This window comes from Streptomyces sp. RP5T (assembly GCF_003933965.1).
Taxonomy (GTDB): Bacteria; Actinomycetota; Actinomycetes; order Streptomycetales; family Streptomycetaceae; genus Streptomyces.
The window spans coordinates 20,224-28,913 of record NZ_RSAJ01000044.1 but is presented as its reverse complement, the minus strand read 5'-3'; the positions used below and the strand labels follow the sequence as shown (position 1 = coordinate 28,913).

The 8,690-nt window shown below is 69.7% G+C and carries 8 protein-coding genes; 4 read left to right on the top strand and 4 right to left on the bottom strand.

The genetic code is table 11. The features are described from left to right. Positions 1–63 precede the first annotated feature (63 nt). Genes EHS43_RS07615 through EHS43_RS46275 form a run of 4 tightly spaced genes read right to left on the bottom strand, consistent with a single transcriptional unit; the run spans position 64 to position 5,083 of the window. Positions 64–1,929 (bottom strand): WD40 repeat domain-containing protein, encoded by a 1,866-nt coding sequence (locus EHS43_RS07615; RefSeq protein ID WP_260470432.1) that lies wholly within the window; start codon positions 1,927–1,929, stop codon positions 64–66. Positions 1,930–1,946: 17 nt separating this feature from the next. Further along, on the bottom strand, positions 1,947–2,723 hold the full coding sequence (locus EHS43_RS07610; RefSeq protein WP_185806148.1) for a nucleic acid/nucleotide deaminase domain-containing protein: 777 nt from the start codon (positions 2,721–2,723) through the stop codon (positions 1,947–1,949). A gap of 5 nt (positions 2,724–2,728) precedes the next feature. Continuing rightward, positions 2,729–3,301 (bottom strand): SUKH-4 family immunity protein, encoded by a 573-nt coding sequence (locus EHS43_RS07605; RefSeq protein WP_125189760.1) that lies wholly within the window; start codon positions 3,299–3,301, stop codon positions 2,729–2,731. A 54-nt stretch (positions 3,302–3,355) separates the two neighbouring features. Further along, the gene (locus EHS43_RS46275; RefSeq protein ID WP_185806147.1) at positions 3,356–5,083 is read right to left on the bottom strand and encodes a nucleic acid/nucleotide deaminase domain-containing protein; all 1,728 of its coding nucleotides are present in this window, start codon (positions 5,081–5,083) and stop codon (positions 3,356–3,358) included. 203 nt (positions 5,084–5,286) lie between these two features. Here EHS43_RS46275 and EHS43_RS07595 point away from each other — a divergent pair, with 203 nt between their 5' ends. The 4 genes from EHS43_RS07595 to EHS43_RS07580 all read left to right on the top strand — a co-directional run bounded on the left by EHS43_RS07595 (position 5,287) and on the right by EHS43_RS07580 (position 8,689). After that, a complete protein-coding gene (locus tag EHS43_RS07595) occupies positions 5,287–6,009 on the top strand; it encodes a DinB family protein (RefSeq protein ID WP_125189759.1) in 723 nt (240 codons plus the stop codon). 173 nt (positions 6,010–6,182) lie between these two features. After that, positions 6,183–6,959 carry a hypothetical protein gene (locus EHS43_RS07590; RefSeq protein WP_125189758.1) on the top strand — a complete coding sequence of 259 codons (777 nt, stop codon included), beginning with the start codon at positions 6,183–6,185 and terminating at the stop codon, positions 6,957–6,959. A 111-nt stretch (positions 6,960–7,070) separates the two neighbouring features. Beyond that, a complete protein-coding gene (locus tag EHS43_RS07585; RefSeq protein ID WP_125189757.1) occupies positions 7,071–7,358 on the top strand; it encodes a WXG100 family type VII secretion target in 288 nt (95 codons plus the stop codon). Positions 7,359–7,435: 77 nt separating this feature from the next. Then, a complete protein-coding gene (locus EHS43_RS07580; RefSeq protein WP_125189756.1) occupies positions 7,436–8,689 on the top strand; it encodes a putative T7SS-secreted protein in 1,254 nt (417 codons plus the stop codon). Position 8,690 lies beyond the last annotated feature (1 nt).

Below are 8,690 nucleotides of genomic sequence, written 5' to 3'. Positions count from 1 at the left end.
GCCCCGGCCCGTTCGGTCGGCAGAGCCCGTCACCGCTCCCAGAGCGTCACTGTCCCCAGAGCGTCACTGCTCCCAGAGCACGTCCAGCCGCAGCCGTACGGCATGCAGCCCCGCCGGGTCCCCGATGGCCAACAGGCCCTCGGGCGTCAGCGCGAGCGCGTCGCAGCCGCGCAGCCACGGCAGCACACGCACCCTGCCGGTCGACACGTGCCACAGATGCACCTCGCCGTCGCTCCAGGCCACGGCGAGCACCGGACCGGCGGGGGTGTCCGCGGCGGCGAGCGCGGTGGTCCGGTACCGGCGCCGCTGCACCGGAACCGGCATCGGTGCGGCCGAGGTCTCCCACAGCCGCACCGAGCCGTCCGCCCCGGCACTGAAGGTGAGTGCCGCCCCGTCGGCGGTGTCGACGAAGGTGGCGGCCGTGACCGGCTGTTCGTGTACGCGGCAGGAGTGCGGGACGTCCTGGTACTCGCCCAGGGACCACACGTGCACCGAGCCGCCCTGATCGCCGATGAGCGCGTACGGGTTCCGGGTGCCGCCGCTGCCGAGCGCGGTGACCAGCGACTCCTCCCCGGCGAGCGCGGCCGAACCGTGGTACTCGGCGATCCTCTCCAGCGCGAACGCGGCGGTCGGGTCGTCCTCGGCCACGAGCGGCAGCAGCGCGTCGGACCGGTCGAGCAGCAGCGCCGAGCGGGCGTCACGAGGGGCCAGGGAGCGCGGTCGTACGACGGCGGGGTGGACGGAGGGAGCCGCGGCGATGTCGGACGCGCCGACCGAGGGCGTTGCGGTCCCGCCGGACACGAGGAGTGCCGTACCGCTCTCCACGTCGTACGTCCGCAGCCGCCCCGCCGGGTCCGCGGCCAGCAGCCCGCGCTCCAGGCCCGGCACCAGGGCCAGCGCGTGCACCGGGTGGGTCCGCCGGGCCCATGCCGTGGACCACCAGTGCCGGCGGGCCAGGGGGCGCAGGTACTCGGTGAGGTCCGGGTCCGTGTCGACCGCGGCGGCGTGCAGCAGGGCCGCCCGTTCGGCGCTGTCGGTGTGATACGCCGTCAGCTCCGGTGCGGCACGCCTCCACACCTCGCGCAGCCGCCCGGGCACCGGGACGCGCTCGTCGGCGAGGGTGGCCGTGAGGGCGGCGGCCGAGCCGTGCACCAGGAACCCGGGGTCGGTCAACAGGCCGGTGACGGCGCCCCCTTGGGCGTAGGGACCGTCGGTGCGCAGGGCCGCGTCGAGGACGCGCCGGAGCACCGTGTCAGGGGCCTGGGACCAGTCGGGGCGGCCGTCGGCCGTGCGCGGGACCGTGGCGACGAGCTCGGCGTACGTGGCCCGTTCGGCGCGTTCGCGGGCCGGTGACATCGCCGACGGCGACGCGTTCGCCGTCGGATCGGCGCTGCGGTCGTCCAGCTCGACGACCTCGACGGCCTCGACGCTCTCCACGGCCGGCAGTCCCGACATCCCGACCTCGACCGCCGCGCGCAGATGGGGAAGTGCCAGCAGCGGCTCCAGCAGTTCGGCGACCAGGGTCTGCGGTGCCGCCGACGGCAGATCCGCCGGGGCCGCCCCGGCCCGGTGCAGATCGGGTACCAGGATCAGCAGCGGCCGTTCGTCCGCTCGGACCTGATCGAGCAGGCCGCCGGGGGAGAGGGGGCCGTAGCCGAGCTGACGTCCCAGCTCCCAGGCGAAGCTCTCGGTCGTCAGCCCCTCGGACGGCACCGTGGCGTGGACGGTGAGCCCCGGACGGCCGACGGTGCCGGCCAGGAACCAGGCGAGCAGTCCGCTCTTGCCGCTGCCCTCCGCGCCCCGCAGCAGACACAGCCGAGGCCCGTCGCCGTCGGTGGCCCAGTCGAGCAACTGCTGCCCCGCGGCCCGCTTGTCGTCGTCCAGCGGCGGCCAGGAGGCGAGGTCCGGCGTGACGGTACCGACGGTCATGATGTGCTGAATCCCCTCTACCGCGGCTGTTCTGCCGCTGCCTCACGCAGTTGCCGGATGCCCTCGGCGCGGGACTCGGCCGTCTCCCCGTAGGGGAAGTTGTGGGTCAGCTGCGCCTCGGGGAAGACCTGCCCGAGCCACAGCGAGCAGTAGTGCCCCGGCATGAAGCAGGCCTCCAACTCGGTGTGCACCCGCAGCACTTGCTCCGGCTGCACACCCGCGGCCCGCAACCGCGCCCACAGCCGTTCCTCCGGGTGGACGGCGATGTCACCGGCCTGCGTGATGATCTGCTTCTCGCCCTGGTCGTTGACGATCTCGAAGGCGGTGAACCACTCCGCGCTCGCGGTGTCCCGGATGTCGTCGAGGACGAGGGGCCACCAGTGCTCCCGCCCCTCGAACGCCCGCGGGTCCAGGGTCCGCAGCCGCTGCTCCAGCTCCGCGAAGGCGGCGGCGGCCTCCTGCGGCTCGTCGGTACCGAGGATCGCGGCGAGGGCCTGGTCCAGCGCGGCGAGCGACTGGGCGAAGGCCTCCGCGGTCGCGTTCACGAACCGCGACTCCTCGGTCCAGTCGAGCAGCACCGCGCGTACGACGCCCTCCTGATCGGCACAGATCTCGAACCCGCGGTCCGACCCGAACCGCGTCCACTCCCGGCACTCCTCCAGCACGACCGTACGCCCGGCGGATTCGGCGAACTGCCACAGCGGAACGGGGTCGGACGCGGCGGTCGCGAAGTACGGGCCGACGGTGAGGGGGAGGGCGATCTCGCCGATGCGCCGAATATCGCTGTCATTCATCGCCATTACCTCGCCTCGGGTTCGGCGACATACTCCAGGATGTCGTGCCAGCGGGAATTGCTCACGTCGAGGGCGGCCGGGTCGGTCTCCCGCATCTGTTCGGTGAGGCGGGCCGCCGCACTCTCCGGATCGATATTCTCGAGCTCCGACTCGAAGTCGTAGTTCGGGCGCTCCTTCTCCAGCAGATAAAGAAAGGTGGCGAAAGAGGGGAGGTCCTTGTTCAGCGGATAGATCTCGGATTCGTCGCCCGGAAGGCAGTACACGACCCCGGAGACCCCGTCCAAGGCGATGTCGTCATAGGGCACCATGCCCAGCAGGAGCCAGCTATCGGCGCCTTCGGGCAGGTCCGCCCACCGCTCACGGAGGTCGTCGTAGGCGTCGCCGAGCGTCCTGACCTGCTCAGGGGAGCCGTCCACGAGGTCGAACCAGGGATTCGGGCGGGCCGGGATGCCGACATTGCGAAGAAAGTCCGCACTCGGCTGGTGCCGGATGCCTGCCACCGCCGCCGCGGAAAAGGTGGTGAGCTCCTCCGGGCCGAACTCGGATTCCAGGGTCTCCCGGTCGATGGGGGACGTCATCTCGTGACCTGCCTGCCTTGCGAATGATCGGAGTGCCCGATGCTAGCATGTGCGCTATTTATGCCGGTTCGCCTTGAGGCGGTCCAGATAATCCATCATTTCCGCGTTGCCCTGGGCTCTGGATTCCTTGGTGTTCCCGTAATCGATGCTGTGGGTGACATCGACATGCGAAAGTCTCTCCTTCATCCATGCGCTGCAGTTCGGCGCGGACGAACAGGGAGCTCTTTCCGTGTACAGCTCGGTCATACGGCCACCGGCGCCGTCGCGGAGAACCGGGAACCCGATCATGCGCTCGGAGTGCCGGAATCCCGAACTGCGCGCCACCATGATGAAGTCGCCGTCGTCCTTCTTCGCGCTGTCGAACCGGGCGGCGGCGTAGTTGTTGCTCTCGAACTTGTCCTGCCCGTTGACCTGCTTGTGGTTGCCGTAGCTCTTGTCCGAGTGCCGGGCCAGCTGAACGGCCTGGGACAGGGGGGTGCTGCCGAGCTCGACCTGTTCGGAGTTGCTGAGGGGGCGCGGCCGCTCCTTGCCGTGGAGCTTGAGGTTCGGTTCGCCCGGCAGCGGCCGGCCGGCGTTGTCGCCGTCGAGCCTCAGACCGAGGCGGTCCCGGTCCTCCTGGGTGAGCTTGTCGGTGCCGGCGTCGGTGCGCAGCCTCTTGAGCGTGCCGTCGTCGCCCATGAGGTACATGGGCGTCCTGCCGTCGTTGCCCTTCTGGAGCTGCTTCAGGGACAGGGCGGTCTCGTCGTCGTTGTCCTTGTGACGCTTGGCCATCTGCTTCAGGCCGCCGGTCATGCTCTCGTCGAGGTGGGCAGCGGAACGCTTGACGCCCTTTCCGATCCCCTCCATGACCTCGTCCACCATGGGGTCGAGGAGGTTGGTGAGGGGGTCCTTGCCCCGCGCCCGCCCGTGCGAGGACTGCGCGCGGGACAGCTTGGTGCCGGCTCCGTCCCGGATCTTGCTGCCCGCGCCCTTGAGTCCGTTGTCCGCGCGGTCGAAGGAGTCGAGGTCCATGCTGAACTGACCGCCGCCGCCTGAGCCGCCCGAGCTGCTGGACCCGCCGTCGGCACCGGCCAGTTGCATCGACCCGCCAGCACCCCCGCCCGCGCTGGCGAGCTGCATCCCGCCCGACTTGAGGGTGTCGACGCCCTCGCCCAGCCCCTTCTCGCCGGCCTTCGCGGTCTGGCCGAGGTCGATGCCGTTCTGCGTGCCGAGGGCGTTGCCGCCGATCTGTACGACCAGGTCGCCTGCCATGGCGCCGAGGGCCTGGAAGACCGGGCCCATCGCGACCTCGATGATCCGCCCGGCGATTTCCTCGCACACCTCCTCGAAGATGCGCTTCACCGCGATCCGGGTGACCTGCGTCCCCGCGACGCCGCCCAGGGTGGACAGGCCGAAGGTGAGCGGCGCGGCCGCGATGGCGGCGGCGATCTCCGCGGCGAGGATGCCGAGTTGGGCGATCGCGGCGATCTTCGCGCCCTCGATCAGCACGGCGACCGCGTCCAGCGCGGTCGCCGCCACGCGGCCCGCTTCGGCGAGATTGGTCAGATGCTTGCCCTTGACGAGCTCCCAGTGCTTCTCCAGCGCCTGGATCGCGAGGCCCTCGTTGCCGCCGATCAGATCGGTGATCGCCCGGTGCGCGTCCGCGGCGCCGTCGTCGATGTCGTCGGCGAACTCCCGCATGGCCTGGGCCATGTCGCGGTAGTCGTCCTCGTCGACGTTGGGCCAGCTGATGCCTATCAGGTCCAGGGCCGCATCCAGCTCGCTCGGCAGGACTACACCCACAGGGACCCCCGTTCGAAAGTTTCTCGGGGCAACGTAACTTTGATCGAATCGATGGAACAAGTTGATCCGGTGTCACATGACCTGATTTGGGGCTCAGTTGGCGCAGACCTTTCCGGACGGAACCGGGGAGCGCGTAAATCCGTCGCACCCCCGCCGCCGGGTGGTTAGCCTCCGCCCGGACGGCACTGTGAGGGGAGCGGGGCATGGACACGGGACGCGTACGGACCGACCGGCTGGGCGTACTGCTGGACCAGTTCGACTGCGTGCGGGAGCGGGCGCAGATACGGCTCGAAGGGCTCGGTGACGAGGAGTACCTCTGGGAGCCGGTCCCGGGCAGCTGGTCCGTCCGGCGCCGGAGCGAGGCGGTGACGCCCCGGTCCTACGGTCCCGGCGAGTGGGTTCTCGACAAGGGCGCCCCGGACATCCCCTCGGGCGAGTACGGCGAGGTCGCCCGGCAGGCCGCCGACGGCATGAGCGTCGCGAAGATCGCCGAGGACTGGAGCGTCAGCGTCGAACGGGTCGAGGAGGTACTCGCCCACACCGGGCCGGTGAAGCCCGACATCTCCCCGGTCACGACCATCGCGTGGCGACTGGGCCATCTGCACTCCTGCTTCGCGGGCGAATGGGAGTGGACCTTCGGCGAACGCCGCACGGATCCGCACCAGTTGGTCGACTTCACGCCCTCCGCAGCCCTGGCCCAGGAGCGCTTCTGGGCCCTGCTCGACCGCTGGCGGGAGGCGGTCGGCCACGTCACCGAGGAACAGCTCGACACGATCGGCTTCTCCCAGTACCCGTACGGCTCCGCCCCCGACGACCCGTACATCTCCGTGCTGTGGGGGTCCAACCTGGAGCTCATCCACCACATGGCGGAGATCGCGTTGCTGCGGGATCTGTGGCAGGGGCGTTCCGGCCGGACGTCGTTGTAGCGCCCGGCAGGCGGTGACACCTTCACCGGGGAACTCTTCGGGGGAGATCCTGTGAACACCCGGTGTGCGAGTCGTCGTCGAACCGCCCGACGCCGACCGCCCCGCGACACGGCCGGCCCACCTTTGAGATTCTGGCGCTCGTCATCGTCAACGGCATCGACAGTTGGGCGGCCATGAACCACAGCAGCCAGGAATGGTCCTCGCAGGGGCGGCAACCGGGACCGTCGCAGGCGCCGGGACAGCACGGCGAGGCCCCCGCCCAGGCGTCGTACCCGAGCCCGGCGCCCGAGATCAGGATCGAGATCGACAGCAAGCGGCTGCCCGCGTACGCCCGGACCAGAGCAGGGGAACCGACTGTCACCGTGCGGTCGGCCGACGAGGAGACGAAAGGCAACGTGCTCGCGTACGTCCACGTACCTCAGGACAGGCCGGACCATGGGCGCAAGGCGCGACCGCCGTTCACCGTGAGCGGCCCGAACGCCGAACCGCTCTGCTCGGTGCGGCCCACCGGCTCAGGCGTGTACGAGGTGTACGGCGGGGACGGCGCGCCGGTCGGCCGGATCACGCGTCAGGACGGACGGGCGCTGCCGTGGCCGCGCCGCCCGCGCTGGACCGTACAGGCGGTGACCGGCGGCGAGCCCCTCACCGCGAAGCGTGGAACCCCGGCCGGGTGGGCGCTGTTCACCGCCTTCTCCCCGGTCTTCCTCGTCATCTGGGTGCTCGGCGCGCTCCAGGGCCTGATTCCGCTGCTGTTCGGGGACAAGGACGAGGCGAAGAAGGAGTCGGCCTGGGACCTCGGCCTTCCGAGCCGTGCGCTGTGGCGTACCCCGGGCGATTCCGAGGTCGTCGTCGACTACCGGGGCGGCGGCATCTTCCACATCACCTCGTCGCGACTGGACCCGCGGCTGGCGTACGCGCAGTCCGTGCTGCACCTGTGGGACGGCGTCTGAGCCACGGCCCTCACATGTTGGCGAACGCGAACATCCTCAGGTGTCCCCGAGGTTGACCCTCCGATAATCTGTGCGCCGGCGACTGGATCACGACGACGGGGAGACACGGGGATGGCGGATTTCCAGATCGATGTCGATCGCATGAAGACCCTGATCAACAGGCTGGATCAGGTGGACGACCGTATGCGCGGCGCTCAGGAGCGGCTGAACAAGGTCGGTCCCAAGGGTTTGGGCACGGACGGTCTCGACAACGCCTGCGACGACTTCCAGGACGACTGGGGCGACGGCATCAAGCGGATCGCCGACGGCGCCAAGCAACTTCACGAGGGGCTCAGGAAAACGCTCGAGTCGTATGAGTCGACCGACCGGGAGCTGCAGAAGGGCTTCAGCCAGAAGTAGCCCCGGGGGTAGTCCCAGAGGTAGTCCTGGCACCGCCGGTACGACAACTCGCACACGCACACAACGGGGAGAAGACGATGGGAATGTTCGACGATCCCAGCTGGCCCGGACTGACGTTCAACCCGGCCAAGGGTGACCTGCACACGATCGAGTCGCTGGCGTACGACGTCAAGACGGTCGGCGACGAACTCGACGAGATGCGCGAGATGCTCGTCAACATCGGTAGGACGGACGGCATCTGGGACGGTGAGGCGGCCAAGAAGTTCCAGGAGAAGATCGGCGAACTGCCCAAGTACCTCCAGCAGGGCCACGAGTCGATGAACGCCTGCTCCCGGGCGCTCAGGGGCTGGCACGACGAGCTGGAGACCATGCAGCGCCAGGCCAAGAACCTGGAGGAGCGCGCGGTCGAGGCACGCAGGCGGCTCGACCAGAAGAACGCCGACGTCGACCGCGTCAACGTCAAGATCGAGGGCGCAATGTTCCAGCAGCTCACCGAGCAGCAGGCCAAGGCCCTCTCCGAGGAGGCCGACTCCGCCTCGCGCGCGGCCCAGGACGCCGCGACCGACCTCAAGCTCCTCATCCAGAACGGCGAGGCGCTGCGCAATTACTGGGAGGAGCAGGCCGCGAAGGCCGAGAAGGCCATTCGTGAGGCCGCGAACAACCGGCCGCCGGACATCAGCATCTGGGACAAGATCACGGATGGTCTGAAGGGCGCCTGGGACGGCTTCAAGAACTTCCTGATCGACAACGCGGACCTGTTCTCCACGATCTCCAGCGCACTGGCCGCGGCCGCGATCGTCGTCAATGTCATCCCGGTCGGCGGGCAGGTCGCCTCCGCGATCCTGGGTGCGGGTGCCATCGCCTTCTCCGGCGCCGCCATGGCCGGTCACTGGATGGGCGGAGCCTCGCCGTTCAAGATCGGCATGGACGCGTTCGGCATGCTTCCCGGCATCGGCGCGGCCAAGGGCCTGTTCACCGGCGTCAAGGCGGGCGCGAAGGGCGCCAAGCTCGCCGCAGGCCTCACCCAGGGCGGCAAGGGCCTGATGCAGGGCATCAAGAACGGTGTCATGTCGACGCAGATCAACAAGCGGATCCTGGGTCCGCTCGGCAAGGCTCTGCCCGAGTCGGAGGTCTGGAAGATCTCGCTTCCCACGAAGGCGGGCAGCGCCCTCTTCGGCACCGGGAAGCTCATCTTCGGCGGCGACGACGGTGGCAACCAGCCCGCGGTGTCGACGCACCCGACCCCGGCGGACCCGGGTCAGCCCTCGCCGGTCCGGACGATGCCGTATCCCGCCACGGGTGACAAGTTCCTCCAGACTCTGGCGGCCTGAG